Source organism: Variovorax sp. V213, assembly GCF_041154455.1.
Classification (GTDB): Bacteria; Pseudomonadota; Gammaproteobacteria; order Burkholderiales; family Burkholderiaceae_C; genus Variovorax.
On sequence record NZ_AP028664.1, the window covers coordinates 2,911,225 to 2,937,157 of the forward strand.

Genomic DNA, 25,933 nt, shown 5'->3' on the forward strand with positions numbered 1-25,933 from the left:
GCCATGGGATTCTCAGAACTCGCATCAATAGTTCCGCACCACAGTTTTTTGGAGGTACTGAGAATGGAAAAGCACACTTCTGCAATCAAGCCGGAATCGTGGCTCGTCACGGCAGGCCGTGCCTCTGAGCCGGGCGCCCCGTTGAACGTGCCGCTGATCCCAGCATCGAACTTCATCATCGGCAGGGGGCGCGAGTACTCGCGTGATGACGGTACCGCGACTTGGGAAGCACTCGAAGATGTCATCGGTGGGCTTGAGTCAGGCAAGGCCGTAGCGTTCGCCTCTGGTATGGCCGCCATTGCCTCGGTGTTCGATCAGCTTGCGGCTGGCGCCAATGTCGTGCTCCCAGATGATTGCTATCAAGGTGTTGCAGGCCTAGCGGCAGCGGGCGCTGAAAGAGGGCGTTGGTCCGTGCAGCGCGTGGCGGTGGACGATACAGCTGGTTGGATTCAAGCCTGCGGTGTCGCTGACCTGATTTGGCTTGAATCACCTTCCAATCCCCTGCTGGCCGTCGCGGATCTGGAGGCCATCTGCGCAGCTCCGCGCAAGCCCGGCGCGATCGTGGCAGTGGACAACACCTTCGCCACGCCCTTGAATCAGCAACCGCTCGACTTCGGCGCGACAGTGTCTCTGCAGTCGGCAACCAAGTTCATTGGCGGCCACTCCGACTTGCTGGCAGGGGTCGCCACGACAAAAGACGATGCGCTGTGGCACGCCCTCAGGAAGTCCCGCGAGTTGACTGGCGCGACACCAGGAACGCTTGAAGCATTCCTTGCGGTCCGCGGCGCCAGAACTCTCGCGCTTCGCTTACAGCGGGCCCAGCAAACAGCCATGCTGCTTTCGGAGCGGCTTGAGGGACATCCGCTGATCACCCGTGTCCGGTATCCAGGCCTGCCTTCACATTCGACGCATGCTGTTGCCAAACGCGTGCTCAAGGGCTTTGGAACGATCATTTCGTTCGATATGCATGGCGGGGCTGACTTTGCTGATAGTGTCTGCCGAAATGTCAGACTCATCCGCCATGCCACCAGTCTTGGCGCAGTGGAATCAACGATGGAAAGAAGAGCTGCGATCCCCGGACAGGGCCACCTTCCACCTTCGCTTCTGCGGCTCAGTGTCGGCATTGAGGATGCCGACGATCTCTGGAGCGACCTCGACTCGGCAATACGTTCCGCTGCACCGTAACAGCCAACTTCGCACGTACTTCGACCACGTACACAGCGACCCAACCAAGAAATACCATGGCGATCGAAACACTTGACCGCCCGCTGCGGTATTTCCTATGCATCGCGGAACTGGGCTCGCTCTCGAAGGCTGCCGACAAGCTCGACCAGACACAGTCCGGATTGAGCAAGCAATTGGGCGCACTCGAATCGAACCTGGGCCAGCCACTGTTTGTCCGGACGGGTCGCGGCGTCGAGTTGACCGAAGCCGGCACAAAACTCCACAGCGCCTTGGCGCCGGCCTTCAGAGAGATCGATCGCGCGGTCGAAAGCGTGCGCCGGCAAGGGGTTACGCATGGCACGGTCCGCCTGGCGACGGTCCATACGCTCAGCTACTACTTTGTCGCTGAAGTGTTCTCGCTCTTTGTCAGCACGCACCCGGATGTGAATCTCTCGCTGCTGAGCCGCAGCTCGCCCGAAGTCGTCGCTCTGGTCGAGAACGGCAAGGCGGACCTGGGTTTCGTCTACGACTCCGCGGTGGATGGCGGAAACTTGGCATCGAAGCCGCTGTTCGAAGACGAAATGGCGCTGGTCGTCCTCGACAGCAGCCCCTTGGAATCGCCACAGGACCTGGCGACCCTCAGCCTACGCCTGGTCGGCTTTCCCGCGCACTACGCTCTGAGGCGGATGATCCACAGCGCCGGGTTGCAGGCTACCTATGTTGCCGAAGCAGAGACCATAGACGCCATGCTCAAGCTCGTTTCCTCCGGGGTCGGCCATTGCATCTTGCCGTCGCGCATCCCCGACAGGCTGCTTGCCGACTACGGGCTTCGCAAGGTCTCCATCGAGCGCCCTGCGCTGCGCCGCCGAGTGGTGGCCATCTCCAACACGGGCAAGACAATGGCACCGTTGACCTCTGATCTCCTCGCTTGCGTCTTGCAGGTCGCCGAGCAACTGCAACGCTCGACCTGATCTTTCAGGTCCGGGCACGGGTGTGAGCGGAGCCAGAATCAGTCTTCCCAGCGCCGCAATGTTCGCCTTGGACGATGCCGCGCCTCTCGCTACTGCAACGCGTCCAGTGCCTGCCGAAGGTCAGCGAGGATGTCATCCACATCTTCCAGCCCGACAGACAACCGGATGAGATCCATCGTCACGCCGACACTGAGACGCGCGGCAGGCTCGACCTTCTGGCGCGCCAGGATCAGGGTGCCAGGATGGGTGATCAGGGTTTCGGTGTCGCCCAGGCTGATGGCCCTGGATATGAGCTTCAACCGATCGATCATGACAATTGCACCATTGCCCCCGGCGTGAAGCTCAAAGGACAACATTCCACCACCCGCACTCATCTGCGAGAGGCCGAGTGGACGATCGGGGCTGCCTTCGAGGTAGGCATATCTCACGAGCTTCACCGCCGGATGGGCGTCCAGCATGCGAGCAACCTTCAACGCGCTCTCGCTGTGCTGCCGCATCCGCAACGTCAACGTCTTCAGTCCGCGCAGGACCAGGAAGCACAGCATGGGCGATAGCGTCGCGCCGGTCATGTACTTGAGGCCCGCCGACCTGATCCGCTTGATCGTGGGCAGATCTCCAAGCACGACCCCCGCGAGCAGATCGCCGTGCCCGTTGATGTATTTCGTCATGGAGTGGACGACGAGGTCGGCACCGTGCTCGATCGGCCGCTGCAGCGCGGGTGAACCGAATGTCGAATCGACAAGCACCCGGACGCCGGGACGGCTGTGCGCCACTTTTGCAAGCTCGCGAATGTTCAACAGCTGAGCCGTGGGGTTCACAGGCGTTTCGAAGTACACGAGCCGCGTGCGATCGGACAATGCTTCTTTCAGCTTCTCGGGCTTGGTGAGGTCGACCTTCGTGACCTTCACCCCGAAGCGCGGCAAGCCCTCGTCGACGAACGAAGTCGCCGTCGAATACATCGTGTGGTGCACGATCAACTCGTCTCCGGCCGACAGGAGCGTGAGCAAGGTGGAGCAGATGGCTCCCATGCCCGAGCCGGTGGCCAGCGCGGCCTCGGCCCCTTCGAGCTCTGCGAGCCTCGTCTCCAGGAGATGCTGCGTCGGATTGTGCTGCCGGCCGTAGACGTACCGGTCGCTTTCTCCAGAGAACACTGCTGCCGCCTCCGCCGTGCTGTCGAAGGCGAAGGTGGACGTCATGTAGATCGGTGGAGAAACGGCTCCATAGGGATCGGATCTGTCGTGGCCATGGTGCAGCGCGCGTGTCTGGAATCCCAGGCCTTGCGAATCCTCTTTCATGCTTGACTCTTTCATTTTTGAATCTGTCGATAAAAACAAGCCGGCGTCCCCGGCGGCGGCAGCGCCTAGTGGACGATCTGGTTCAGGAATTGGCGGGCACGATCAGTCTGCGGGTTGCCGAAGAAAAGCTCTGGAACGTTCTCTTCGACGATCTCCCCTCTGTCCATGAAGATCACCCTGTCTGCCACCTTGCGGGCGAAGCCCATCTCGTGCGTCACGCAGAGCATGGTCATCTTCGTCTCCTCGGCCAGGCTCACCATCACGTCGAGCACTTCCTTGACCATTTCCGGGTCGAGCGCCGAAGTGGGCTCGTCGAACAGCATGACCTTGGGCGACATGCACAGCGACCTCGCGATCGCGACACGCTGCTGCTGTCCTCCGGACAATTGGCCCGGGTACTTGTGCGCCTGGTCGGGTATGCGAACCCGCTCCAGGTATTTCATTGCGATCGCTTGCGCTTCGGCCAGCGGTTTCTTCAGGACCCAGGTCGGTCCCAGCGTGAGGTTCTCCAGCACGGTGAGGTGAGGAAACAGGTTGAAGTGCTGGAACACCATGCCGACTTCCTTCCTGATGGCCTCGATGCGCTTCAGGTCGTGGATCAGTTCAACGCCATCCACCTTGATGAGCCCCGACTGATGCTCCTCGAGCCGGTTGATGCAGCGGATCATCGTGGACTTGCCTGACCCGGACGGCCCGCAGATCACGATCCGCTCCCCCCGCTGCACGTTCAGATCGATGTTTTGCAGGACATGAAAGTCCCCATACCATTTGTTGACCTTCTGCAGACTGACGATGACTTCGCTCATTGATGTTCCCTTTGGACGCTAGCGCTTCAGATCCAACTCGAGAGATCGGCTGTACCTCGATATGGAATAGCAGAAGACGAAGTAGATTAGGCCGATGAACAAGTAGGCCTCCACGCCGAAGCCTGTCCATGCGGGATCCGCAAGAGCCGCCTTCGCTGCTTGCGTGAGGTCGAAGATTCCGATGATGACGACCAGCGATGTGTCTTTGAACAGCGCGATGAAGGTGCTCACCAGCGGCGGAATCACGACCTTGAGGGCCTGGGGCAGGACAATCTTGCGCGTCTGCTGCCAGTAACTCAGTCCGATGGACTCGGCGCCCTCGTATTGGCCCTTGGGGATGGCCTGGAGTCCGCCGCGGACAATTTCCGCAACGTAGGCCGCCGCAAAGAAGATGATCGCCAGCTGTGCCCTCAACAGCTTGTCGATGCTGAAGCCCTCTGGCAAGAACAGGGGCAGCATCACCGACGACATGAACAGCAGACTGATCAAGGGCACGCCGCGTATCAGCTCGATGTATGCAACGCACATTGCCTTGATGGCCGGCATCCGGGAGCGACGCCCCAGGGCGAGCAGGATGCCGATGGGAAAGGCAAACGCGATTCCAAATGTCGACAGGATCAGTGTCAGGGGCAAGCCGCCCCAGCGCGTGTTCTCGACGAAGGCCAGACCGAGGAAGCCGCCCCACATCAAGGTCGCCACGGCTAGGATGGTGAACACCCACAGCCCGACAATCTGGAGTCCGGCCAGCCGGCGCGTGGCCGTCCAGACGATCGACGCGACGAGCAGCACCGTCGCGAGCAATGGCCGCCATTGCTCAGCATGCGGATAGGTGCCGAAGAGAATCAGCCGATATTTCTCCCGGATGAAAGCCCAGCAAGCCCCACCCGCCTCCCTGCAGGCCTGGGCGTCGGGGGCTTGGAAGCTGGCCTTGACCAACAGCCACTGCAACAAAGGGGGTGCCAGCATCAGCAAGAGCCAGATCGTCAGGATGGTCAAGACCGCACTCGCCGGAGACTGGAAAAGGCTTTGGCGCAGCCTGGTCACGAGCTTGGCCCGGACTCTGGATGGCGCCAGCAGGACGGGCCGGTCCGTCTGGGTGGTGGTGATCATGCTTATCTTTCCACCAGCGCAATGCGCTTGTTGTACCAGTTCATCAACAGCGAAACTGTGAGGCTCACAGTCATGAAGGCGGCCATGATGATCAGGACGCCCTCGATCGCCTGGCCGGTCTGGTTCAACACCGTGTTGACGACGGAAACCAGGTCGGGGTAGCCGATTGCGACAGCGAGCGAGCTGTTCTTGACCAGGTTCAGGTACTGACTGGTCGTCGGGGGAACGATCACGCGGAGCGCCTGGGGCAAGATGACGAGCCGGAGCACCCGGGACCTCGGAAGCCCGAGCGTCTGTGCCGCCTCCCATTGGCCGTGGCTAACCGATTGGACGCCGGCGCGGACGATCTCTGCAATGAACCCGGCCGTGTAGGTGACGAGGCCGACCAGCAATGCGAACAGCTCGGGAGAGAGCGCCCAGCCTCCCTCGAAGTTGAATCCGCTCCGGTGAGGAGTGCTGAGATGAAATTCGCGGCCTCCGACCAGCCAGCCGGCCACCGGCATGAACAGCAAGAGCATCAGCGCGAAAGGCCAAAGTCTCGATTGGGCGCCGGTCCGGCGCCGGCTGGAGCGCTGCCATCGGCCAACTGCCACGATGGTGACTACGGCGAGCACCAATCCCCAAAGCATTCCCGCAACGGCCGGTCCATCCACCGATGGCATCAGCATGCCGCGGTTCGACAGGTAGGTGCCCGGAAGCGGATGAAAGGCCGCCTTCGGACCCGGCAGCAGTTCACCGATGACGGCATACCAGATCAACAGTTGCAGCAGAAGCGGCACATTGCGGATCAGTTCCACGTATGCACTTGCCAGCCGCGCGACGAGCCAATTGCTCGACAACCTCGCGATCCCGACAATGACGCCGAGCATCGTAGCCAACACCAATGCGACGGCGGAGACCCGCAGCGTGTTGGCGAGTCCCACGAGAATGGCGCGGGCGTAGGTGTCCGATGGGGAATACTCGATCAGCGACTCGCCGATGGCGAAACCCGCTTCTCTTTCCAGAAATGCGAAACCAGTCGCGATGTTGCGCGTCGCGAGGTTGTGCAAGGTGTTGGAGACGAGGTAGTACGCCAAGAGGGCGGCCAGCCCAACGACGACGAACTGATAGGCAAGTGCCCTGAACTCCGGGTTGTTCCAGCTGAACTTGAGCGGAGCGCGATGGTGTGAACTCATGGGGAGGTCGAGTGCCTGTCGCTCGAGCGTGGGCTAGCGAATGGGCCACCCGTACATCAGCCCGCCCTTCGTGTACAAGGCATTCAGGCCGCGATCGAGCTTCATCGGACTCCCTGCGCCCAGGCTGCGGTCGAACATCTCACCGTAGTTGCCAACCTGCTTGATGATGTTGTAGGCCCACTTGTCGTCAAGCCCGAGCCCCTTGCCCATGCCGGGCGAGGTACCGAGGATCCGCTGGATGTTGGGCGGGATGCTGCCCTTTGCGATCTCGTCGACATTCTTGGACGTCAGGTTGTATTCCTCCGCCTCCAGAAGCGCATTGAGCGACCAGCGCACGACGTTGAACCAAGCTTCGTCGCCTTGGCGCACCATCGGTCCGAGCGGCTCCTTGGACAGGGGCTCCGGCAAGATCACATACTTGTCCGTGTTTCCGAAAGCGATACGCGCCAGCGCCAGCTGCGACTTGTCCATCGTGATGCCATCGCAGCGGCCCGCCGCGAATGCGCGCTTGATCTCGTCGACGGTGTCCAGCAGCACCGGCTTGAAGCTCTGCTTGAGGCCGCGAAACCAGTCGGTGAGGTTCAGTTCGGTGGTGGTTCCCGGCAGGACGCAGATGGTGGCGCCCGCCAGATTCTTCGCACTGCTGACGTTGGCATCCTTGGTCACCATGATGCCCTGGCTGTCATAGAAGTTCACGCCAACGCCAATGAGGCCCAGGGTGGTGTCGCGCGACATCGTCTGGGTGGTGTTGCGCGTCAGGACGTCGACCTCGCCGGACTGCAGCGCAGTGAAGCGTGCTTGCGTGGTGAGCGGGATGACCTTGAACTTCGTCGCATTGCCGAACATCGCGGCGGCAATCGCACGGCAGGTGTCCACGTCGATGCCCTGCCACTCCCCCTTGCTGTCGGTGAATGCGAATCCGGGGAGGTTCGTCGAGACACCGCACTGCACGAAGCCGCGCTTCTTCACCGTGTCGAATGTTTGGCCGGCATGGCCCATGCCGGAGAGACAAAGGCCCATCAAGGCGGCGGCCGCAAGGCGAACGAGTTTCATGGCAATCTTTCTGTGGGAAACGGAGTTTTTCAGCGCCGAGCGCTGGGCATGGAATGCAGGCGGGCGAACGCGGTCCGGGACGTACATGCCGGATGCATGCCCGCCGGATGCGAGACGCAGAAGTCGGGCGGCGCTCTAGGGACGAGGCCGGCCGTCGAGCGGCGGCGCCGCGCCTGCTCCGGCCTGCCGGCACCAATAGTCGAAGGTGCTGTTCACGATCGAAGGCTTCAGCAGATAGTCGTGCGCCTCGCGGGCCAGCGTGTCGTCCACCGGCGTCAACGGGCCGAATGCGGCTTGGGCCCGCAGCTGCATCCGTGCGGCACGCTCGAGATAAACAGACAGATAGGTGGCTTCCTGTGTCGTCCTTCCGGCCGTCAGGTAGCCGTGGTTCGCCAGGATGATGGCTCGCTTCGCTCCGAGCGCCCGCGAGATGATGACGCCTTCATCATCCGCAATGGGCACCCCCGGCCACTCGGCGAGGAATGCGCAATCGTCATGCAGGGGCGTCATGTCCATCTGGGCGATGACCAGCGGTTGCCTGGCTGCAGCGAGCGCGGACGCCCAGGGGGAATGCGTATGGACGATGGACTGCACGTCGGGGCGCGCCTCGTACACCCACAGATGGAAGCGCGTCGCGGGGTTCGGCATGCCGCTGCCCGTGAGCGTGTTCAGGTCGCTGTCGACTTCGATGAAGTCGTCCGGCGTGGCTTCGTCGAAGCCGAGCCCGAACCGGAGCGTCCAGTACGCGCCTGCCCGCTCGGACCTCGCACTGATCTGGCCGGCGAGACCCGCCTCCTGCCCCGTCATGGCAAGAATCCGGCAAGCGGAGGCCAGGGTCTCCTTCATGGTCCGGCGGGGGGACACCAGATGCCTGGCCATGTCCCGGGTGGCACGATCGTCGAAGTAGTCCTTGGACCGCAAGTCTTCAGCCATGTGGTGTGTCTCCATGTCTTGTAATGACACAAAGTATCCTGGGCTTCCGCACAAGAAACCATGCAGCACAGCTCATAGCAGCTATGAGCTGTGCGCGACGGCGTCGCGAATGAATGGACCTGCGCTCACTCCCACTTGAGGGAGCGCTCTACCGACATGTCCGGATCACTGCAGACTTCGATCAGCACCGGTCCCTCGACGCTCATGGCTTGCTCGACAATGCCTGCGGCATCCCTGGCGTGCTCGATCCTGAACCCACGGGCGCCGAATGCCTCTGCAAGTTTTGCGAAGCCGGGATTGACCAGGTCGGTGCCGCTGATGCGATGGGGAAAGTGCCGCTGCTGGTGGGTGCGGATGGTGGCGTATGACCCGTTGTTCGACACCACCACGCGCAGGTTCAACCCTCGGTCGACGGCAGTGATCAGTTCGTTGCCGTTCATGAGAAATCCGCCGTCGCCGACGAAGGCGAGAACTTCTCGCCCCGGATGGCGCAAGGCAGCCGCTATACCGGCCGGGACCCCTGTTCCCATGGCTCCGCAAGCCGAGCCGAGCAGCCGGTTCGCCGGCGTCATCTTGAAGATGCGGTGAACCCAGGCTGCAAAGTTGCCTGAATCGGTCGTCAAGACCGCATCGTTCTGGGCCAGCCGTGCGATCGCCATGATCGTGTGGCCCAGGACGTCGTTCGCCACCACATTCTGTGGTTGCCATCCGTGCGCACGATCGGCCGCCGCGCGCACCCGCTCGAGCCACTGGCTCGACGCCGCGCCGGAGCCGCCATGGCGCAATGCGGCACGCACGAAGCCATGCGCCGTCGAGACGATCGGCAGTTCCGCGGCGAAGTGACGCCCGATCATGTAGGGATCGGGATACACGTGAACGAACTTCTGCGAATTGGTGCCTTGCCGTGGAAAGGCGAACCCCAGGGACGACACGTCGCCCATGCGGCTGCCGATGGCAACGATCAAGTCGGCTTCGCTGAAGAGCGCCGTGTGCGCGGGCGAGGTGAAGAAGCTCAGTTGGCCCACCCAGCGAGGGTCTGTGTTGGAGAACTGGTCCTGGTTCTTGTTTGTGACGGCAACGGGAATGTTCCACCGGTCGACGAGCGCCTGGAGATCCTCGCGGAAATCATCGGTCCGGCACTCACCGCCGACGATCAGGATCGGCCGGCTGGCCTTGGAAAGCAGATCGTGCACGCGCGCCGCATTCTCCAGGGTCGCCTCTGCGAGTGCCACGCCATGAACCCGCGCGGGCTGTCGCTCGACCAGTTCGGTCAGGACGTCTTCGGGCAACTCGACCGCGACCGGTCCTGGCGTTCCCGAGGCAGCTGTGGCAAAGGCGCGGGCCATCACTTCGGCGGCGCATGCCGCCTTGTCGATGCGCCCTGACCATTTCAGCAAGCCGGAGAATGCTTTGGCGGAATCGATCTCCTGAACGGCGCCGCGGCCCAGGTTCTGCGTTTCGACCTGGCCTATCAAGAGGATCAGCGGAACCGCTTCTTCGGCCGCCACGTGGACGCCGATCGCGGCATTGAATGCCCCAGGCCCTCTGCTTGCCATGACGATGCCAGTGCGGCCCGTTAGCTTGGCGTCCGCGATCGCGGCCAAGGCCGCGGAGCCTTCGTGGCGGCATGTCACCAGATCGAAATCGCGCCGCGCGTGAAGCGCATCCAGGAGCGCAAGGAAGCTCTCGCCGGGAACGCTGAATGCGCGGTCCGCGCCGTGCGCGACCATGCTGTCGACGATGGCCTCGGCAACTCTGTATGTCATGAACGTCCTTTTTTCAAGACGCGTTCACGTCGACGACCACGCGACCCCGGATCTCGCCCCGCATGAGCCTCCCGGCTGCATCAATCGCTTGCGGCAGCGCGATCTCGGTCGCAATCTCTTCCAGGAATGGTCCGTGCAGATCGCGCGCCAGCCGCTCCCAGGCCGCGACACGGTCTGCCTTTGGCCGCATCACGCTGTCGATGCCGACGAGGCTCACACCGCGCAGGATGAATGGCGCAACCGACGCAGGCAGGTCGAGCCCCTGGGCCAGGCCGCACGCAGCGACCACGCCGTTGTATCGAAGCTGTGCGCATACGTTGGCCAGCGTGTGGCTGCCAACCGAATCCACGGCGGCGATCCAGCGCTCCTTCTGCAGCGGCTTGCCCGGTTCGCTCAACCCCTTGCGATCGATCACGTCGCTGGCCCCGAGCCGCCGAAGATAGTCAGATTCGCCCGGCCGCCCCGTGGACGCAGTGACCGTGTACCCGAGCTTGGCCAGCAGCGCGATCGCAACGCTTCCCACGCCGCCGTTCGCACCCGTCACGAGCACCGGCCCATCGCTTGCCTTGAGCCCGTGCCGCTCCAAGGCCATCACGCACAGCATGGCGGTGTACCCTGCGGTCCCGATGGCCATGGCATCCCTGGTGCTGAAACGCTTCGGAAGCGGAATCAACCAGTCGCCCTTCACGCGCGCCCGCTGTGCAAGCCCGCCCCAGTGCGCTTCGCCAACGCCCCAGCCGTTGAGCACCACCGTGTCGCCCGGCTTGAATCCGGGATGGTCGCTCTGCTCCACCACGCCCGCAAAGTCGATGCCCGGCACCATGGGAAAGCTCCGGACTACGGGCCCCTTTCCGGTGATGGCCAGGCCGTCCTTGTAGTTCAGCGTGCTGTATTCGACGCGGACCGTGACGTCGCCTGGGGGCAGGCGGTTTTCATCGATCTCGGCCAGCGAGGCGCGGTAGCCTTCCGCGTCTTTTTCCACGACGATGCCTTTGAACATAATTTCGCTCCAATAAAAAATCAGTGATCCGCCGCGTGGCGGGCCGAGGCCTGGGCGCGCGCACCCAGGCTGGACAGATATGCCTCGATGAAGGTGACCAGGGGCCGGTCCGACTGCACCAGCCTGGCTCGGAGCACCGCACCCTCCCAGGCGATCCAGAAGAACTCGGCGAGCTGCTCGACATCCAGCGTCGCCGCGATGGTTCCTGCGGACTGAGCCTCGCGCAGGCAGGAAGCCACCCGCTCCTGCCAGCCGACAAGGATGGCGTCGAGGCGTTCGCGAAAATCCACAGGCAGTGCCCCCAGTTCCTGGCTCAGGTTGCCGACAAGGCATCCCCGGGTGAAGCGGTGCTTGCGCATGCCTCGCGATGCATCGGCAATGAAGTCGGCAAGCCGATCGAGCGGTGCACGTTCCTGGTTCAGCAGCCACCGGTCGAGCTTGCGCTTGAAGTAGTCGTCGTACGCCTCCATCACGGCCGCTCCGAACGCGTCCTTGTTCGCGAAGTAGTGATAGAACGAGCCCTTGGGCACGGTCGCCCGCTTCAGCACGGCATCCAGGCCCGTCGAACTGAAGCCCTGCTCGGTGAGCAACTCCATCCCGCATCGGATCAGTACATCACGCGTTGCCGCATACGCCGGCGAAGGCCGCCCGCCGCGCGCCACGGCCGTTTTGGTTTTTTCTGTCATGCGGCAATTCTAGACCGATCGTTTAGAGATCACACACTGCTTTCTCCGAAACGTGCGCGCATTGACAGAGGTCGCACCAACTTGTGGCCACGCATGCACTTTCATTGAGCAATTCTCCACTTCACTCACCGTCAACAGGTGGAATCGATAGATTTTTCCAGATTTGCTTGCAGGCCTGAGTTTTGCTCTCTTAACCCCGATACGAGTCCTAATTGACACAATGTGTCTTACGATCAATACTTAGACCACCTCCTCACTTCTGCGGAAGGAAGCCTCATGAAGCCCCACTCCCTCAAGAATTGGCTTGCCGCCGCCGCCCTTGCCTGCCTGGCCACCACCCCCGCGCTGGCCGACGAGCCGTATCCGTCAAAGCCGATCAAGCTCGTGGCGGGTTTCCCGCCAGGGGGACCCACGGACATCATTGGCCGCGTGATTGCGCAGGCCCTGGGCAAGGAGCTCAATGGCACGATCATCATTGACAACCGCGCGGGCGCCGGCGGCGTCGTCGGCGCCGACGCCGTGGCCAAGTCGAAGCCGGACGGCTACACCCTGCTCGTCGCTGTGGAGTCGTCGCAGACGCGCGGCCAAGCCCTGAACCCGACGCTTTCCTATGACCAGCTCAAGGACTTCACCTACGTCAGGAACGTCGCCAAGCAGCGCAACCTTGTCGTCGTGAATCCCGAGGTGCCGGTCAACAGCATCAAGGAGCTCATCGCCTATGCCAAGGCGAACCCCGGCAAGCTGAATTTCGGCGGCACCTTCGGCGCGACATCGCACATCGGCGGAACGCTGTTCGATGCACGCAACGGCACGCAACTCACGTTCGTGAACTACAAGGGCGGCGCACAGCCCATCACCGACCTCATGGCCGGCGTGGTGCAGGTCGGCTTTTTCACCGAGGCGACAGTCGCCCAGCACATCCGCGCCGGCAAGATCAAAGCCTTGGCAGTCGCCGCGCCGGAGCGCTCGCCCGCGTTCCCGGACCTCCCGACGCTCCAGGAAGCCGGCAGCAAGCCGATCGATCTTTCGCCCTGGTTCGGCGTTGCAGCGCCTGCCGGCACGCCGGGTCCTGTCGTCCAGAAGATTGCGGCGGCGCTCGACAAGGTGGTGACGAGCCCCGAGTTCCTGGCGCAACTGGAGACGCTCGGCGCGGTTCCGGTGAAGGTGTCGACACCCGATCTGTACACCAAACAGGTGGCCAAGGAGATCGTGTTCTGGAACGATTGGGCGAAAACATTGACGACGCCCCTGGCCCGCTGAACGACTGCCGAGTATTCGAACCGATGAACTTCTACGACCTCTACGACGAGAGACTGTCCGCGGCGGAACGATCGCTGGTCGAGGCCGCCGGCGACTTCTGCCGCGGCGAATTCAGCGCCCACCTGCTGGAGTCGCACACGCAGGGTCGCGCCTACGATGCTTCATGGATCGACAGGTGGGCGAAGGAAGGCTTCCTGGGGCTTCAAGCGCCAAGGGAATTCGGCGGCCACGATGCCTCGTTCCTCTGCAAGATCCGCGTGGCCCAGACGATGGCGGAGCATGGCTTTGCCGCCGCCTTCGCCATCAACAATCTGCAGGGCTCCGTGACTCGCGTGGCGCGCTTCGGCTCCGAGAGGCAGCGTGCCGAGTTCCTCGGCGCCATGCTGGGCGGGCGAACGCTGTGCGCCCCAGCCATGTCGGAGCCCGACGGCGGTAGCGACCTGGCCGCGCTGAAAACAAGGGCTCGGCGTGTGGACGGCGGATGGCTGATCAGCGGCACGAAGTCGTGGATCACCAACGGTTCGATCATCCAGTGCGCCAACCTGCTTGCAAGAGTCGACGACCCCACCGGCGCGGAAGCAGCCGGCGACATCGCGTCTTTTCTGGTGCCTCTGGTCGACGGGCCGACGCTGCGCCGTGAAGAACCCGTCATGCCGGGCGTTCGGTCCTTCCGGCTGGCCTCGCTGATTTTCCAGGAGCATTTCGTGCCCGCCTGGTGTCTCTTCGACCCGCCGGGGCAGGCGTTCAGGTCTTCCATGTCATCGGTCAATGCCGCACGCGTTCATGTCGCGGCAATGTGCATCGCCTCGGCCAGGGCCGCCTTGGCAGAGACGGTCGGCTATGCGGATTCAAGGCAGGCCTTCGGCAAGCCCCTGCTCAGGCATCAGGGACTCGGATGGGAGCTCGCGGAGGTCTCCCTGCGCCTGGAGGCGGCCAATGCACTCGTGCTGCGCGCAGCGATTGCCGTGCAGACAGGAAAGGCCGCACTGACGCTGGCCGCCCAGGCAAAGAAGTTCGCCGTCGACGTGGCCGTCTGGGCACTCGACCAGTGCCAGCGTGCCATGGGCGCCACCGGCGCGAGCGCCGATCACCGCCTTGCCATGCTGTCGAGCGAAACACGGCTGGCGGCGTTCGGCGACGGCACCAGCCAGATGCTGCTCGACCGCATCGCCAAGGGCCTGGCCAAAGACTACGGGCCCTCGCCCGCGCAAAAGGAATCCGATCGATGAGAAATGTGATCGTCAAGGATGCGAACGCCGCAGTCAGCGGATTGCGCGACGGAGACACGGTGATGGTCGGCGGCTTCGGCGGCGCGGGTGTTCCGCGCGGAATGATCGAGGCGGTGCTGGAGCTGGGGGTGCGCGAACTCACCGTCATCTCCAACAACGCAGGCTCCGGCGGCCAGGATCTTTCGATGTGGTTCGGCGCGCGCATCGTCCGGAAGATCATCTGCTCCTACCCGCGAAGCGCGGACGTGTTCGCCGACCAATACCGGGCCGGCGAGGTCGAGCTCGAACTGGTCCCACAGGGCACGCTGGTCGAGCGCATCCGGGCCGGCGGCGCAGGCCTTGGCGGGTTCCTCACTCCCACGGGCGTGGGCACCGTGTTCGAGAACGGCAAGCAGAAGGTAGTGGTCGATGGCCGCGAGTTCCTTCTGGAAAAGCCCTTGCGTGCACAGTTCTCGCTGCTCAAGGGCCGGCAGGCCGACGTGCTCGGCAACCTGAACTACAACAAGACGGCACGAAACCACTCGGTGGTGATGGCCACCGCCGGTGAAGTGGTTGCGGTCGAGGTGGACGAACTCCTGGAGCCCGGCGAGCTCGACCCTGAAGGCATCATCACCCCCTGCATCTTCGTCGACCGCGTCTTTCTCTCGAGGCCCGCATGAACTCTCTCACCAGACTGGAACTCGCGCGCCTAGTCGCCCATCAGCTTCCGAAGCAAGGATTCGTCAACCTCGGCATCGGCGCGCCGACGAGCGTGGCGGACTATCTTCCCTCCGATACCTCGGTCATGCTCCACAGCGAGAACGGCATTCTCAATGTCGGGCCCAAACCGGCCGGGGGAGAGGAAGACCTGGACCTCATCAATGCCGGGAAGATGCCCGTCACGCTCGCGCGCGGCGGCTCCTTCTTCGACTCGAGCCTGTCGTTCTCGATGATGCGCGGAGGCCACCTCGACATTGCCATCCTCGGTGCGTTCCAGGTGTCCCAGCACGGCGACCTGGCCAACTGGAGCACGGGCGACCTGAACGGCGCGCCGCCGGCCATCGGCGGCGCCATCGACCTTGCCGTGGGCGCAAAGCAGATCTGGGTGATGATGGAACACACCACGCGCGACGCCCAGCCGCGCCTGGTCGAGCGTTGCACCTTGCCGCTCACGGCCGTGGGTGTCGTGGCCAAGGTGTTCACGAACCTCGCGATCATCGACGTCACCGCCGATGGATTCGTCGTGCAGGCGCTTTTCGAGGGTGCATCGCTTGAATCCGTGCAGCAGCTCACCGGCGCGCCGCTGACGCCGGCGCCTGCGCTGCGGCGATTCTCTTCGGATGGGATGCTCGCGCCGTCCCGCTGATGCCGGAGGTTCAGGCTGAGGGGCGAGCCGCGCCGCAGGACCTATGCGGTGGCGGCAATCACGACAAGGGCCGAAGCCGGTTCATCGGTGAGCGCCGTGAGCTTGTGCGGAATGGTGGAGTCGAACTGCACACAGTCACCGGGCTCCAGTTGCTCCTTGCGTGCTCCGATCTGCATCTCGATGTGGCCGGTCAGAACAAAGAGGATTTCCTCGCCCTCGTGGTGGCTCATGATCCGGCCGCGCTTCTGGGTTTTTCCCGGCCGCACGATAAATGCCCGCATCACGCGGTCGTCGCGAAGGCCCGCGACCAGCGAGAGATGCGTCGTGGGATCTCCCGCGATGGACCCGTTGCCCCGGACGATCGAAACGACGTCTTCCTCCGGCTGTTGCCCGAAGAGCCTATCCACCGTCACGCCCAGGGCCTTGGCGATATTGAGCGCCGACTCGATCGACGGTGTCGATACGCCCCGCTCGATCTTCGACAGATAGCTGCGCGTGAGCCCCGAGTCTCGCGCCAGGTTCTCCAGCGTCAATCCGCTTTGGACGCGCAGGTACTTGAGGTGTAGTGCCAAGGCTTTGAACGGGTCTGCGGCAGGCGGGTCGGCTGCTTGCAACCCTCTGTAAATTGCTGGGGGGCCCGATTCTGGCACGAGTGTGTCGCCCGACAGCCTAGAGGTCGAGTACCAACCGGGCCCCTGCGCACTCCGCAACGCAGACGATCACTTCATGCGCGCGCTCCTCGGCGCTCAATACCCGGTCGTGATGGATCGGCGGCCCCTCGGTCCAGCGTGTGCGGCATGCGCCGCAGATGCCGCCTGCGCACGACACGGAGATATCGGCGTCCATCGCATCCAATGTGGCGAGAAGTCCCACCTCGGGCCGCACTTCCATCTCCCGACCGCTTTTCGCCAGCACTACGCTGTATGGCTGCGCGTTCAGAGTTGGAACGAGCTTCGGCGCGGTGAACCGCTCCACGTGCTTGCGGCTTTCGGACCACTCGGCGACAGCGGATTCGAATGCATCGAGCATCCCTGTGGGTCCGCAGCAAAACGCCTTCGCATCTTCACCAAGGGGTCCCAAGAGGGATTTGATGTCGGGCGGACTGACTTCGAGCGTGTTGTAGAGGTGGACACGTCCACCCTTGACCGCCGGCTCCAGCATGTCGATCAGGCTTGGGTGACCCATGCTTGCCCAATGGAGTTCGTAGTTCGTCTTGCCTTCACGCTCCAACGCCAGAATCGCCGAAACGAACGGCGTCACGCCTATTCCACCGGCAACGAAGATATTCATTCCCGCCGGCGAAAACTCCAACCCACTGCGAGGCACCGAAACACCGATGACTTCGCCGGCATGAAGCTCGTCGTGTATGTGGCGGGATCCGCCGCGCCCTGCTTCCTCGCGCTTGACCGCAACAACATATCTCCTGCAGTCGGCAGGATCGTTGCAGAGCGAATAGGTGCGTACGAGCCCATTGGCCAGATGGAGATCGATGTGCGCTCCGGGCCTGAAGGCAGGCAGGCGCCAGCCGTCCTGGTCGGCCAACACGAGCCGCTTGACGCCCGGCCGAGGCTCGTCGATTTCCCGGACGACAGCTTGGAGATGCTTAATCGCCTTCGGCATGTCACGCCCCGCGGACAGCGTCGCCCACGCGGATGACGCCGCCTTTCAGAATCCGGCAGTTGAGGCCCGACCTGTTGATCAATGGATCGAACACGGCCTTGCCCAGGATCTCCTCGATGTGGCGGCACGGCGTGGACAGCCGGGTGGCTTCGAGAAGCGTTTCGCCCACCCAGAGCTGGCGGCCGACCAGATGATTGAGCGGCACGCCCTGCACGGTCACGTTTCTTCGGTGCTCCTCAGGCAGCATCTGGATCTTTGCATCGCGCGCCAGGGCTTCCAGCGTCTCGATCTCGAACAGCGTGATCTGTCGCCCCTCCTCCGGCTTGTGGGAGTAGAAGCCCGACTCGCGGCCGATCATGTACCGGTCTCCCTCGATGCCCTTGCCGGGCACGAGCGTCAACTCGTCGAACGATTCCATGGGCAGGAAAGCGCGAGGCGTGATGTGCAGGTGTCGAACGACGCCCGTCCAGGCGGGAACGGTTTCCCGGTCGCCGAACTGCTGCTGGTGAGTTGCTGCGGTAAGCATGTGCCACGCTCCTTGATAACGGCGATCCAGCCGATCTGATGAAGGAATGCCATTGTAGGACACTTTGTGTCCAATGAGACACGTGCCGGAATTTGTGAGATCCCGCTGGAAGAGCGAGTTCGCTGTTCATACCGATGCGGCACAGCCCTCAAGGCAGGCGGAATCGTTCCACCATCAGCGTCCCTGGTCCTTGAAAAGCCCGATGAAGAGATTGCGCATCCAGTGGTGCGCGGGATCCGATTCGAAGCGGCGGCTCCAGTGCAGCGACACGGTGAAGGCGCTGCGGGGAAGCTCCGCCGGAAGCACCGCATAGCGCTTCGGCTCGATGAACCTGCGCGCGATCGCCTGCGGCATCACGACGGCAAAATCGGTGCGCGCGATGATCGCCGGCAGCGCCAGGAAGTGCGCCGAGTTGAGCACCAGCCTGCCGTCGAGGCCGAGTTGCTGCAGGATTCGGAAGGTCTCCGAGTGCGAGCGCACGGCCACGAACTCCAGGCGCCGCAGGTCCTGGATCGTCATGCGCACATCCGCGGCCTTCGAAGCCCTGGCCATCGGATGCCCCGCCCGCACCACCACCGCGTAGCGATCGCGCAGCAGGTCGACGCGCTCCGTGCCGCTGACCGAGGGCAGAAACCCGAGCGCGAAATGAATCGCCCCGGTTTCAAGGGCATCGGTGATCTCCCCGTGCGGCAGCGGAGTCGTATGCACCCGAATGCCGGGTGCCTGGCGGTGCAAGGCTTCCATCAGTTCCGGCAGCAGCCGAGCCTCGCCGATGTCGTTCAGGTGCAGCCGAACGGTCATCCGCGAGCGCGAGGGATCGAAGGTGTCTTCGTCCCGCAGCACATCCTCGATGGCGGCCACGGCCGGCTGCACGACGCTTGCGAGCCGCTCGGCGCGCAGTGTCGGACGCATGCGCCCGTTGGCACGCACGAACAGCGCATCGCCCAAGGCGAGCCGCAGCCGCGTCAGGCCTTGGCTGGCCGCCGGCTGCGACAGCCCCAATGCATCGGCGGCGCGGCTCACGCTGCCGAGGCGGTACACCGCCTCGAACAGCCGCAGCAGGTTCATGTCCAGCTTTTCAGTATGCATACAACTTATTCTGCTCTAGACATTTCATTGCATTGATGAATACCAGATGAAGCGCAAAACTGCGGACCTCATCTAGGAGCATTCATGGATCGACATGTCGAACTTCCCGCGCAAGCGCCCTTCCCGGCCGGCAGCACCCTGACCGTGCGGAATGCGGTCTTCAGGCTGCTGCGCGCATTCGGCATGACCCGCGTGTTCGGCAACCCCGGCTCGACGGAACTGCCGATGTTCATCGACTTTCCGGAAGACTTCCGCTACGTGCTCGGGCTGCAGGAGTCGGTGGTCGTGGGCATGGCGGACGGCTACGCGCAGGCCACGCACAACGCGGCATTCATCAACCTGCATTCCGCGGCAGGCGTCGGCCATGCGATGGGCAATATCTTCACGGCCTTTCGCAACCGCACGCCGCTGGTGATCACGGCCGGCCAGCAGGCGCGCTCGATCCTGCCCTTCGAGCCCTTCCTCGGCTCCACGCAGGCGCCCGAGTTGCCGAGGCCCTACGTGAAGTGGAGCGTCGAGCCGGCGCGGGCCGAGGACGTGCCGCTGGCGATCGCGCGGGCCTACTACATCGCGATGACGCCGCCGCGCGGTCCCGTGCTGGTCTCGATCCCATCGGACGACTGGGACGTGCAGACATTGCCGGTCGATGCACGCGAGGTCAGCCGCCACGTGCGCGCGGACCCCGACCTTCTCGCGCGCATTGCCGCAGCCCTTGATGGCGCCCGCTCCCCGGCGTTCGTGGTCGGTGCCGCCGTCGACCGCGACGAGGCCTGGAAAGAAGCAGTTGAATTGGCCGAGCGGCACAACGCCCGCGTGTACGTCGCGCCCATGTCGGGCCGATGCAGCTTTCCGGAAGACCACCCGCTGTGGCGAGGCTTCCTGCCGCCGATGCGCGAGCGCATCGTCGAGCGGCTCGCCGGCCACGACCTCGTATTTGCGCTTGGTGCGCCGGCGTTCACCTACCATGTGCCGGGCCAAGGACCGCACCTGCCCGAAGGATGCGAGCTGGTGCAGCTGACGGACGATCCCCAGGTCGCGGCCTGGGCGCCGACGGGAAGCTCCGTGGTCGGCAGCATCCGCCTGGGCTTGCTCGATCTGCTCGAGTGCAGCATGCCGCGCGATCGTCCGGCACCACCTGTCCATGTGCGGCCACCGCGTGTTGCAGAGCCCGGGCCCGGCGAACGCCTGCCGGTGGCGTGGGTCCTGCAGACGCTGGCCGACGTGCGTGCGCGCGACAGCATCCTGGTCGAGGAAGCACCCAGCGCACGGCCCGTGATGCACGGCCACCTGCCGGTCTTCGAGTCGGAAACCTTCTACACCATGTGCAGCGGCGGCCTGGGTTTCGGCCTTCCGGCCGCAGTGGGTGTGGCGCTGGGCAAGCCGGGCGCACGGGTCATTGCATTGGTGGGCGATGGCTCGGCAATGTATGCCATCCAGGCGCTGTGGAGTGCAGCGCAGCTGGCGCTGCCGGTCACGGTGCTGATCCTGAAGAACCGCCGCTATGCCGCGTTGTACGAGTTCGCGCGCATCTTCGGCTACCGGCCTGACGAGCATGTGCCGGGCACCGACCTGCCCGATCTCGATTTTGTCGCGCTGGCCGGCGCGCAAGGCATGAAGGGGCTGCGCGTCGACACCGCGGAGCAACTGCGTCCCGCATTGCACCAGGCCCTGCAATCGACCGCACCGATGCTGGTCGAGATCGAAGTGGCCTGACGGTTTTCCGCTTTTCCAAATCTACAAGGAGACAAGACGATGGGCACGATATCGATGTTGATCAATGGCGAGGACCGCCAGGCTGCGGACGGTGCCACCTTCGAGCGTCGCAATCCGCTCGACGGCACGGTGGCGACCATCGCGCCGGCCGCTACGAAGGCCGACGCCGTGGCAGCGGTCGAAGCCGCCGCGGCCGCGTTTCCGGCCTGGGCCCGCACCGGGCCGGGCGCACGCAGGGCGCTGCTGCTGAAGGCCGCAGAGGCCATCGAAGCCAAGGCCCAGGCCCTGACGGATGCCATGGCATCCGAGACGGGCGCCGGCGCCCCATGGGCCGGGTTCAACGTGCACCTGGCCGCCGGCATGCTGCAGGAAGCAGCCGGCATGACGACCCAGATCAGCGGTGAGGTCATCCCCTCCGACGTGCCCGGTAGCCTGGCCTTGGGCCTGCGCCGCCCGGCCGGCGTGGTGCTCGGCATTGCGCCTTGGAATGCACCGGTGATCCTCGGCGTGCGAGCGATCGCCACGCCGCTGGCCTGCGGCAACACGGTGGTGTTCAAGGGCTCGGAACTCAGCCCGGCCACGCACGGGCTGATCGTCGAAGCATTCAAGGATGCCGGCTTCCCGCCGGGCGTCGTCAACTTCGTGACCAATGCGCCGGCGGATGCGGCCGAGGTGGTCGAGGCGATCATTGCCCATCCAGCGTTGCGCCGCGTGAACTTCACCGGCTCCACCCGCGTCGGCAGGCTGATCGCGCAGACTTGTGCGAAGTACCTGAAGCCGGCGGTGCTCGAGTTGGGCGGCAAGGCACCGCTGGTCGTGCTGGACGATGCCGACCTCGACGCCGCGGTCAACGGCGCGACCTTCGGTGCCTTCGCCAACAGCGGCCAGATCTGCATGAGCACCGAGCGCATCATCGTGGACCGCAAGATCGCGGAGGCCTTCGTCGCAAAGCTCGCCGCCAAGGCCGTGCAGCTGCCGCTGGGCGATCCGCGCAAGGGGCCGGTGGTGCTGGGTTCGGTCGTCGATGCGAGCACCGTCGAGCGCTGCAACGCTCTGATCGACGACGCGCTTGCCAAGGGTGCCAAACTCGTGTGCGGCGGCAAGGCCGACAGCACGCTGATGCCCGCGACGCTGCTCGACCACGTCACGCCGCAGATGCGCATCTACCATGAAGAGAGCTTCGGTCCCGTGAAGCCGGTGGTGCGCGTCGACGGCGTCGACGAAGCGGTGCGCGTGGCCAACGACAACCCCTACGGTCTGTCCGCGGCGGTGTTCGGGCGCGACATCGCCCGTGCCTGGGACGTGGCCAACCGCATCGACTCCGGCATCTGCCACGTGAACGGCCCGACCGTGCACGACGAGGCACAGATGCCCTTCGGCGGCGTGAAGGACTCGGGCTACGGCCGCTTCGGCGGCAAGGCCGGGATCGATGCCTTCACCGAACTGCGGTGGCTCACGGTGCAGACCACCGAGCGCCACTATCCGTTCTGATGAAAAGCAGGAGACAGCCCATGAAATCCCTGCTCGCAACCGCGGCGCTGGTGCTCGGCCTCGGCCCGTGCGGCATCGCCCAGGCCCAGGAGTGGCCCCGGCAGCCCATCAAGATCGTCGCCAACTTCGCGCCAGGCGGCGCGGCCGACCAACTGGCCCGCGTGATCGGCGCCCCGCTGCACGAAGCACTCGGGCAACCCGTGCTCGTGGAGAACAAGGGCGGCGCGGGCGGCAACCTCGGCGGCGAGTTCGTCGCCAAGTCGTCACCCGACGGCTATACCTTCCTGATGAGCTCCGGCGGCATGGTGTCGATCAATCCGCACATCTACGCGAAGATGTCGTTCGACCCCGCGAAGGATCTCGTGCCGGTTGCATCTGTCGCACGCGTGCCGTTCTACCTGGTGGTTCGTGCCGACAGCCCGGTCAAGGACTTCAAGGGCCTGGTCGCCGACCTCAAGGCGAACCCCGGCAAGCGTTCGTTCGGATCGCCCGGCAACGGGAGCTCGCCTCACCTCGCGGCGGAGATGATGACCGGCCAGACGGGCACCACGGCCATCCACGTGCCCTACCGCGGCGCGGCGCCCGCGCTGACGGACCTGCTGGGCGGCCAGATCGACTTCCTGTTCGATCCCGGAATCAGCATCCAGCACGTCAAGACCGGCAAGCTGCGCATGCTCGCGGTGGCAAGCCTCAAGCGCGCACCCCAGATGCCCGAGGTGCCTACGCTCGATGAACTCGGCCTCAAGGGTTTCGACGCCGATGCGGTGTTCGGCCTCTACGCGCCGGCCGGCACGCGGCCAGCCGTGATCCAGCGGATCAATGCCGAGGTCAACCGCGCGCTCGCACTGCCAGCTGTCAGGACAACCATCGAAACCCTCGGCAACGTGCCGGAGCCGCTCACGCCTGCAGCCTTTGGCGACAAGGGCGCGGCCGACTTCAAGCGTTTGGGCGCCGTGATCCGGGAGCGCGGCATTCGCGCCGATTGATGCATGAAGAAGAAAGACAGCCGATGACCGCCACGCCCCGGCCTGCAGCCGGCCACCCTCCCCTCATCGCCACGGACGTGCTGATCGCCGGCGGTGGCCCTTGCGGCCTGATGCTCGCCAACGAACTCGGTCGCCGCGGCATCCGCTGCCTGCTGGTCGACGCCAAGCCAGGCACGGCCTTCAACCCGCAGGCCAATGCGACACAGGCCCGCACGATGGAGCATTTCCGCCGGCTCGGCTTCGCGCACGAGATCCGCGCGCTGGGCCTGCCCGCCGACCATCCGACGGACATTGCGTACTTCACGCGCTTCGCCGGCCATGAACTGGCGCGCATCAGCCTGCCCACCGCGGCCGAGGCTGCGGTGAAGGTCAAGACGATGACGGGGTCCTGGAGCGCCGCCGAGCTGCCGCATCGCGTGTCGCAGAAATTCGTCGAACAGGCGCTGCGCCGCCATGCGCAGGCCTGGCCTTCCGCCGATGTGCGCTATGGCTGGCGGCTGGAAAGGTTCAGCGACGAGGGTGGATCGGTGAGCGCCACGGTGCGACCGAGCGAAGGAGGTCCGGCGCAGGACGTGGCCGCGAAGTTCCTGATCGGTGCCGACGGCGCACGCAGTCTGGTCCGGCAACAGCTGGGCATCGAGTGGGGCGGCGTGAGCGGCATCCAGCGCGAGTTCATGGGCGGCAAGATGTTTGCCATCTACCTGCGCGCGCCGCGGTTCCTGGATGCGCTGCAATCGCCCAAGGCCTGGATGTACGTGGCCGTCAACCACCAAAGGCGTGCCTTCATGGCTTCGGTGGATGGCGTGTCCGAGTACGCATTCCATGCGGCGCTGCGCCCCGGCGAGGATGCCGACGGCTGGACCGAGGCCGATGCACGCCGTGTCTTCGCCGAGGCGCTGGGCGCCGAGGTGCCGATCGAGATTCTCTCCATGGGCACCTGGCTCGCCGGACATGCGCTGGTGGCTCAGCGCTTCCAGCAGGGCCGGGTCTTCATCGCGGGGGATGCAGCCCACCTGTTCACGCCCACCGGCGGACTGGGCTACAACACGGCCGTCGAAGACGCGGTCAACCTGGGCTGGAAGCTCGCGAGCGTGATCCGCGGCCAGGCACCGCTGGCGCTGCTCGACAGCTACGAGGCCGAGCGCAAGCCATTGGCCGAGCGCAACACCGGCTACGCGCGCAAGTTCGCCGACTCGGTGGGGCTCTTCGCGGCAAAGCCCGAACTGGAAGAAACCTCCGTGCGGGGCGAAGCCGAGCGCAAGCTCGCGGGCCTGCGCTTCGATGCGCATGCCCGGCTCGAATTCAATATTCCGGGCGTGACCTTCGGCGGCCGGTACGACGGCTCGCCGATCATCGTCGGCGATGGGGCCGTGCTGCCGCCGGACGAACCGAATGCCTACACACCCACCGCCAGTCCGGGCGGCCGGCCGCCACACGCGTGGCTCGACGACGGGCGCTCGCTGTTCGACCTCTTCCACGCCGAGTGGACATTGCTGGCCTTGGGGCCCGATTCCCCCGATACCCAGGCCTTCGAAGCCGCAGCGCGGGATCTGGAAGTGGACCTGCGCGTCGTGCGGCTGGCGCAGCCGTCTCTGCGCGAACTCTATGAAGCGCCGCTTGCACTGATCCGCCCGGACCAGATCGTGGCATGGCGCGGTGCAGTCTCAGACGATGCGGCAAATGTGCTGTCTCGCGTCACTTCAATCCCTTCAACAATCTCCGTCGGTGCGACGGGAGGAGACCCGGCATGAAAGCCCGCATCCCGCTTCTTCGTCTCGCCGCCTTTGTGATGGCCTTGGCGATCGCGCCTTCGGCCTTCGCGCAGGCTTGGCCCACCAAGCCGGTCCGCCTGGTGGCCGCATTTCCGCCGGGCACCCCGGGCGACGTGATCGCGAGGTTGATACAGCCCGCACTGCAGGCCGCCTGGAACCAGCCAGTCGTCATCGAGAACAAGACAGGTGCCGGAGGCAACCTGGCCGCCGGGGAAGTCGCGCAAGCCAAGGACGGCCACACCCTGCTCGTCGGGCCCGACACGATCCTCACCATCAATCCGCATCTGTACAAAAAGCTGGGCTTCGATCCGAGGGCTTCGCTCAAGCCGGTCACCTACTTCGCGAGCTTCAACCAGTTGCTGGTGTGCAATCCAGCCGCCGAGGTCTCGTCGCTCGCAAAGTTTGTCCAGCTGCCTCCCACCCGGCTGTATGCGTCGGGCGGCGCGGGCTCACCCAGCCACATGGCCATGGAGATGCTGCTGGCCACCACCGGAACCAGGCTCACCCATGTGCCCTACAAAGGGCCCGGCCCGGCCGCGCAGGACGTGATGGGCGGCCATGTGGACTGCGGCTTCATCGTCTCCTCCGTCGTCCTGCCGCATGTCCAGAGCGGGCGGCTGCGCGCGATCGCCGTCTCCGGCAAGGAACGATCGGGCCTGCTCACCGAAATTCCGACAATCGCGCAGAGCGGACATCCGGGGTTCGATGCCACCTTCTTCGAGACCCTGATGGCACCCTCCAGCCTGCCGGCTGCCACGGTCGAGAAGATCCAGCGCGACGTGCGTGCCGCGCTCGAGGCTCCGGCCGTGAAAGCACGGCTGGCGGAGATGGACCTGCGTGTCGAGGGCTACAGCACGCCGGAGGCTCAACGGCGCAGCCAGGAGGACTTCGCCAAGTGGGGTACGGTCGCGCAGCGGACCCAACTGCAACTGGACTGAAGGAA

General features: G+C 64.5%; 24 protein-coding genes. 11 read left to right on the top strand and 13 right to left on the bottom strand.

The features are described from left to right. The first annotated feature begins 63 nt into the window (after positions 1–63). Positions 64–1,185: a PLP-dependent aspartate aminotransferase family protein gene (locus ACAM55_RS13905; protein ID WP_307641873.1), complete on the top strand. Its 1,122-nt coding sequence runs from the start codon at positions 64–66 to the stop codon at positions 1,183–1,185. Positions 1,186–1,247: 62 nt separating this feature from the next. Then, positions 1,248–2,135, top strand: coding sequence for a LysR family transcriptional regulator (locus tag ACAM55_RS13910; RefSeq protein WP_369656396.1), 888 nt, complete (start codon positions 1,248–1,250; stop codon positions 2,133–2,135). An 89-nt stretch (positions 2,136–2,224) separates the two neighbouring features. On the opposite strand, the gene ACAM55_RS13915 is transcribed toward ACAM55_RS13910, so the two are convergent. The 9 genes from ACAM55_RS13915 to ACAM55_RS13955 all read right to left on the bottom strand — a co-directional run bounded on the left by ACAM55_RS13915 (position 2,225) and on the right by ACAM55_RS13955 (position 11,869). Continuing rightward, positions 2,225–3,430 (bottom strand): PLP-dependent aspartate aminotransferase family protein, encoded by a 1,206-nt coding sequence (locus ACAM55_RS13915; protein WP_369652127.1) that lies wholly within the window; start codon positions 3,428–3,430, stop codon positions 2,225–2,227. A 65-nt stretch (positions 3,431–3,495) separates the two neighbouring features. After that, positions 3,496–4,236: an amino acid ABC transporter ATP-binding protein gene (locus tag ACAM55_RS13920; RefSeq protein WP_369652128.1), complete on the bottom strand. Its 741-nt coding sequence runs from the start codon at positions 4,234–4,236 to the stop codon at positions 3,496–3,498. Positions 4,237–4,254: 18 nt separating this feature from the next. Beyond that, entirely contained in the window at positions 4,255–5,346 is a 1,092-nt protein-coding gene (locus ACAM55_RS13925; RefSeq protein WP_369652129.1) for an amino acid ABC transporter permease, read from the bottom strand. Between the two features lie 2 nt (positions 5,347–5,348). Further along, positions 5,349–6,521 carry an amino acid ABC transporter permease gene (locus ACAM55_RS13930; RefSeq protein ID WP_369652130.1) on the bottom strand — a complete coding sequence of 391 codons (1,173 nt, stop codon included), beginning with the start codon at positions 6,519–6,521 and terminating at the stop codon, positions 5,349–5,351. Between the two features lie 33 nt (positions 6,522–6,554). Continuing rightward, the gene (locus ACAM55_RS13935; protein WP_093024114.1) at positions 6,555–7,574 is read right to left on the bottom strand and encodes an amino acid ABC transporter substrate-binding protein; all 1,020 of its coding nucleotides are present in this window, start codon (positions 7,572–7,574) and stop codon (positions 6,555–6,557) included. A 135-nt stretch (positions 7,575–7,709) separates the two neighbouring features. Beyond that, positions 7,710–8,507: an aldolase gene (locus ACAM55_RS13940; RefSeq protein ID WP_369652131.1), complete on the bottom strand. Its 798-nt coding sequence runs from the start codon at positions 8,505–8,507 to the stop codon at positions 7,710–7,712. A 125-nt stretch (positions 8,508–8,632) separates the two neighbouring features. Beyond that, positions 8,633–10,237, bottom strand: coding sequence for a thiamine pyrophosphate-dependent enzyme (locus tag ACAM55_RS13945; RefSeq protein WP_369652132.1), 1,605 nt, complete (start codon positions 10,235–10,237; stop codon positions 8,633–8,635). 49 nt (positions 10,238–10,286) lie between these two features. Beyond that, positions 10,287–11,273, bottom strand: a complete 987-nt coding sequence (locus ACAM55_RS13950; RefSeq protein WP_369652133.1) for an MDR family oxidoreductase — start codon at positions 11,271–11,273, stop codon at positions 10,287–10,289. A gap of 20 nt (positions 11,274–11,293) precedes the next feature. Next, positions 11,294–11,869 carry a TetR/AcrR family transcriptional regulator gene (locus ACAM55_RS13955; protein ID WP_369652134.1) on the bottom strand — a complete coding sequence of 192 codons (576 nt, stop codon included), beginning with the start codon at positions 11,867–11,869 and terminating at the stop codon, positions 11,294–11,296. A gap of 366 nt (positions 11,870–12,235) precedes the next feature. Here ACAM55_RS13955 and ACAM55_RS13960 point away from each other — a divergent pair, with 366 nt between their 5' ends. Genes ACAM55_RS13960 through ACAM55_RS13975 form a run of 4 tightly spaced genes read left to right on the top strand, consistent with a single transcriptional unit; the run spans position 12,236 to position 15,793 of the window. Next, entirely contained in the window at positions 12,236–13,219 is a 984-nt protein-coding gene (locus ACAM55_RS13960) for a Bug family tripartite tricarboxylate transporter substrate binding protein (RefSeq protein ID WP_369652135.1), read from the top strand. Positions 13,220–13,242: 23 nt separating this feature from the next. Beyond that, positions 13,243–14,448: an acyl-CoA dehydrogenase family protein gene (locus ACAM55_RS13965; RefSeq protein ID WP_369652136.1), complete on the top strand. Its 1,206-nt coding sequence runs from the start codon at positions 13,243–13,245 to the stop codon at positions 14,446–14,448. Continuing rightward, positions 14,445–15,107, top strand: a complete 663-nt coding sequence (locus tag ACAM55_RS13970; RefSeq protein ID WP_369652137.1) for a CoA transferase subunit A — start codon at positions 14,445–14,447, stop codon at positions 15,105–15,107. The genes ACAM55_RS13965 and ACAM55_RS13970 overlap by 4 nt, the downstream gene beginning before the upstream one ends. Then, positions 15,104–15,793, top strand: coding sequence for a 3-oxoacid CoA-transferase subunit B (locus tag ACAM55_RS13975; RefSeq protein ID WP_369652138.1), 690 nt, complete (start codon positions 15,104–15,106; stop codon positions 15,791–15,793). Before ACAM55_RS13970 ends, ACAM55_RS13975 begins: the two co-directional genes overlap by 4 nt. Before the next feature lie 41 nt (positions 15,794–15,834). Here the strand turns inward: ACAM55_RS13975 and ACAM55_RS13980 are convergent, their stop codons facing one another. From ACAM55_RS13980 to ACAM55_RS13995, 4 genes are all read right to left on the bottom strand, one after another. Continuing rightward, positions 15,835–16,407 carry a helix-turn-helix domain-containing protein gene (locus ACAM55_RS13980; protein ID WP_369652139.1) on the bottom strand — a complete coding sequence of 191 codons (573 nt, stop codon included), beginning with the start codon at positions 16,405–16,407 and terminating at the stop codon, positions 15,835–15,837. A gap of 55 nt (positions 16,408–16,462) precedes the next feature. Next, positions 16,463–17,413 carry a 2Fe-2S iron-sulfur cluster-binding protein gene (locus ACAM55_RS13985; RefSeq protein ID WP_369652140.1) on the bottom strand — a complete coding sequence of 317 codons (951 nt, stop codon included), beginning with the start codon at positions 17,411–17,413 and terminating at the stop codon, positions 16,463–16,465. Position 17,414: 1 nt separating this feature from the next. Next, the gene (locus ACAM55_RS13990; protein ID WP_369652141.1) at positions 17,415–17,939 is read right to left on the bottom strand and encodes an MOSC domain-containing protein; all 525 of its coding nucleotides are present in this window, start codon (positions 17,937–17,939) and stop codon (positions 17,415–17,417) included. 174 nt (positions 17,940–18,113) lie between these two features. Beyond that, positions 18,114–19,028, bottom strand: a complete 915-nt coding sequence (locus ACAM55_RS13995) for a LysR family transcriptional regulator (protein WP_369652142.1) — start codon at positions 19,026–19,028, stop codon at positions 18,114–18,116. 84 nt (positions 19,029–19,112) lie between these two features. Between ACAM55_RS13995 and mdlC the strand changes: the two genes are divergently transcribed. Genes mdlC through ACAM55_RS14020 form a run of 5 tightly spaced genes read left to right on the top strand, consistent with a single transcriptional unit; the run spans position 19,113 to position 25,928 of the window. Then, a complete protein-coding gene (gene mdlC / locus ACAM55_RS14000) occupies positions 19,113–20,741 on the top strand; it encodes a benzoylformate decarboxylase (protein WP_369652143.1) in 1,629 nt (542 codons plus the stop codon). A gap of 39 nt (positions 20,742–20,780) precedes the next feature. Continuing rightward, entirely contained in the window at positions 20,781–22,232 is a 1,452-nt protein-coding gene (locus tag ACAM55_RS14005) for an aldehyde dehydrogenase (protein WP_369652144.1), read from the top strand. Positions 22,233–22,252: 20 nt separating this feature from the next. Continuing rightward, positions 22,253–23,218 (top strand): Bug family tripartite tricarboxylate transporter substrate binding protein, encoded by a 966-nt coding sequence (locus tag ACAM55_RS14010; protein WP_369652145.1) that lies wholly within the window; start codon positions 22,253–22,255, stop codon positions 23,216–23,218. Positions 23,219–23,241: 23 nt separating this feature from the next. Continuing rightward, on the top strand, positions 23,242–24,969 hold the full coding sequence (locus tag ACAM55_RS14015) for an FAD-dependent oxidoreductase (protein ID WP_369652146.1): 1,728 nt from the start codon (positions 23,242–23,244) through the stop codon (positions 24,967–24,969). Next, on the top strand, positions 24,966–25,928 hold the full coding sequence (locus ACAM55_RS14020; RefSeq protein ID WP_369652147.1) for a Bug family tripartite tricarboxylate transporter substrate binding protein: 963 nt from the start codon (positions 24,966–24,968) through the stop codon (positions 25,926–25,928). Before ACAM55_RS14015 ends, ACAM55_RS14020 begins: the two co-directional genes overlap by 4 nt. Positions 25,929–25,933 lie beyond the last annotated feature (5 nt).

Excerpts from the sequence above, each read along its gene's own strand:
- ACAM55_RS13945 (WP_369652132.1), bottom strand. The coding sequence starts at position 10,237 with ATGGTCGCGCACGGCGCGGACCGCGCATTCAGCGTTCCCGGCGAGAGC.
- ACAM55_RS13970 (WP_369652137.1), top strand. The coding sequence starts at position 14,445 with ATGAGAAATGTGATCGTCAAGGATGCGAACGCCGCAGTCAGCGGATTG.
- ACAM55_RS13950 (WP_369652133.1), bottom strand. The coding sequence starts at position 11,273 with ATGTTCAAAGGCATCGTCGTGGAAAAAGACGCGGAAGGCTACCGCGCC.
- ACAM55_RS13920 (WP_369652128.1), bottom strand. The coding sequence starts at position 4,236 with ATGAGCGAAGTCATCGTCAGTCTGCAGAAGGTCAACAAATGGTATGGG.
- ACAM55_RS14005 (WP_369652144.1), top strand. The coding sequence starts at position 20,781 with ATGGGCACGATATCGATGTTGATCAATGGCGAGGACCGCCAGGCTGCG.
- ACAM55_RS13975 (WP_369652138.1), top strand. The coding sequence starts at position 15,104 with ATGAACTCTCTCACCAGACTGGAACTCGCGCGCCTAGTCGCCCATCAG.
- ACAM55_RS13940 (WP_369652131.1), bottom strand. The coding sequence starts at position 8,507 with ATGGCTGAAGACTTGCGGTCCAAGGACTACTTCGACGATCGTGCCACC.
- ACAM55_RS13990 (WP_369652141.1), bottom strand. The coding sequence starts at position 17,939 with ATGCTTACCGCAGCAACTCACCAGCAGCAGTTCGGCGACCGGGAAACC.
- ACAM55_RS13955 (WP_369652134.1), bottom strand. The coding sequence starts at position 11,869 with ATGGAGTTGCTCACCGAGCAGGGCTTCAGTTCGACGGGCCTGGATGCC.
- ACAM55_RS13925 (WP_369652129.1), bottom strand. The coding sequence starts at position 5,346 with ATGATCACCACCACCCAGACGGACCGGCCCGTCCTGCTGGCGCCATCC.
- mdlC (WP_369652143.1), top strand. The coding sequence starts at position 19,113 with ATGGATCGACATGTCGAACTTCCCGCGCAAGCGCCCTTCCCGGCCGGC.
- ACAM55_RS13905 (WP_307641873.1), top strand. The coding sequence starts at position 64 with ATGGAAAAGCACACTTCTGCAATCAAGCCGGAATCGTGGCTCGTCACG.
- ACAM55_RS13995 (WP_369652142.1), bottom strand. The coding sequence starts at position 19,028 with ATGCATACTGAAAAGCTGGACATGAACCTGCTGCGGCTGTTCGAGGCG.
- ACAM55_RS14020 (WP_369652147.1), top strand. The coding sequence starts at position 24,966 with ATGAAAGCCCGCATCCCGCTTCTTCGTCTCGCCGCCTTTGTGATGGCC.
- ACAM55_RS13935 (WP_093024114.1), bottom strand. The coding sequence starts at position 7,574 with ATGAAACTCGTTCGCCTTGCGGCCGCCGCCTTGATGGGCCTTTGTCTC.
- ACAM55_RS14010 (WP_369652145.1), top strand. The coding sequence starts at position 22,253 with ATGAAATCCCTGCTCGCAACCGCGGCGCTGGTGCTCGGCCTCGGCCCG.
- ACAM55_RS13930 (WP_369652130.1), bottom strand. The coding sequence starts at position 6,521 with ATGAGTTCACACCATCGCGCTCCGCTCAAGTTCAGCTGGAACAACCCG.
- ACAM55_RS13960 (WP_369652135.1), top strand. The coding sequence starts at position 12,236 with ATGAAGCCCCACTCCCTCAAGAATTGGCTTGCCGCCGCCGCCCTTGCC.
- ACAM55_RS14015 (WP_369652146.1), top strand. The coding sequence starts at position 23,242 with ATGACCGCCACGCCCCGGCCTGCAGCCGGCCACCCTCCCCTCATCGCC.
- ACAM55_RS13985 (WP_369652140.1), bottom strand. The coding sequence starts at position 17,413 with ATGCCGAAGGCGATTAAGCATCTCCAAGCTGTCGTCCGGGAAATCGAC.
- ACAM55_RS13915 (WP_369652127.1), bottom strand. The coding sequence starts at position 3,430 with ATGAAAGAGGATTCGCAAGGCCTGGGATTCCAGACACGCGCGCTGCAC.
- ACAM55_RS13965 (WP_369652136.1), top strand. The coding sequence starts at position 13,243 with ATGAACTTCTACGACCTCTACGACGAGAGACTGTCCGCGGCGGAACGA.